Source organism: Brevundimonas sp. (genome assembly GCF_032107865.1).
Taxonomy (GTDB): Bacteria; Pseudomonadota; Alphaproteobacteria; order Caulobacterales; family Caulobacteraceae; genus Brevundimonas.
Window position 1 is genome coordinate 3,316 of the sequence record NZ_DAMCNG010000250.1, and the last position, 327, is coordinate 3,642.

Sequence of the window (327 nt, forward strand, 5' to 3'; positions counted from 1 at the left end):
GGTGGGCAGTTGGCCGCCGTTGTCGCGGATCTTCTGGATCACCTGCTTGTGCAGCCAGATATTCATGCTGGCGCTGTCCGACTTGTCGCCGGTGTAACCCAGTTCGTCGGCTAGCTCCTTGCGCTCGGCCAGAGAGGATTCCAGGCCGATCAGCTTCATCAGGTCGACGATGGAGGTGCGCCAGTTCAGCTTCTGCGCGCGCTGCTCGTTCATGAAGTCGAGGATGCCGGCGACATCGACCTCGGGCGCGGGCTGGGGCGCAACAGCGGCTGCTGTCGGCGCGGGCGCCGGGGTCGGAGCCGCCGCTTCGGGCGCGGGTGCGGCGGG

1 protein-coding gene is annotated in these 327 nt (G+C 67.6%); it reads right to left on the bottom strand.

Translation table 11 applies throughout. The annotated features are described in order from the left end of the window. The coding region (locus RT567_RS14920; protein ID WP_313577035.1) for a DUF3597 domain-containing protein at positions 1-327 on the bottom strand (327 nt) is incomplete at both ends.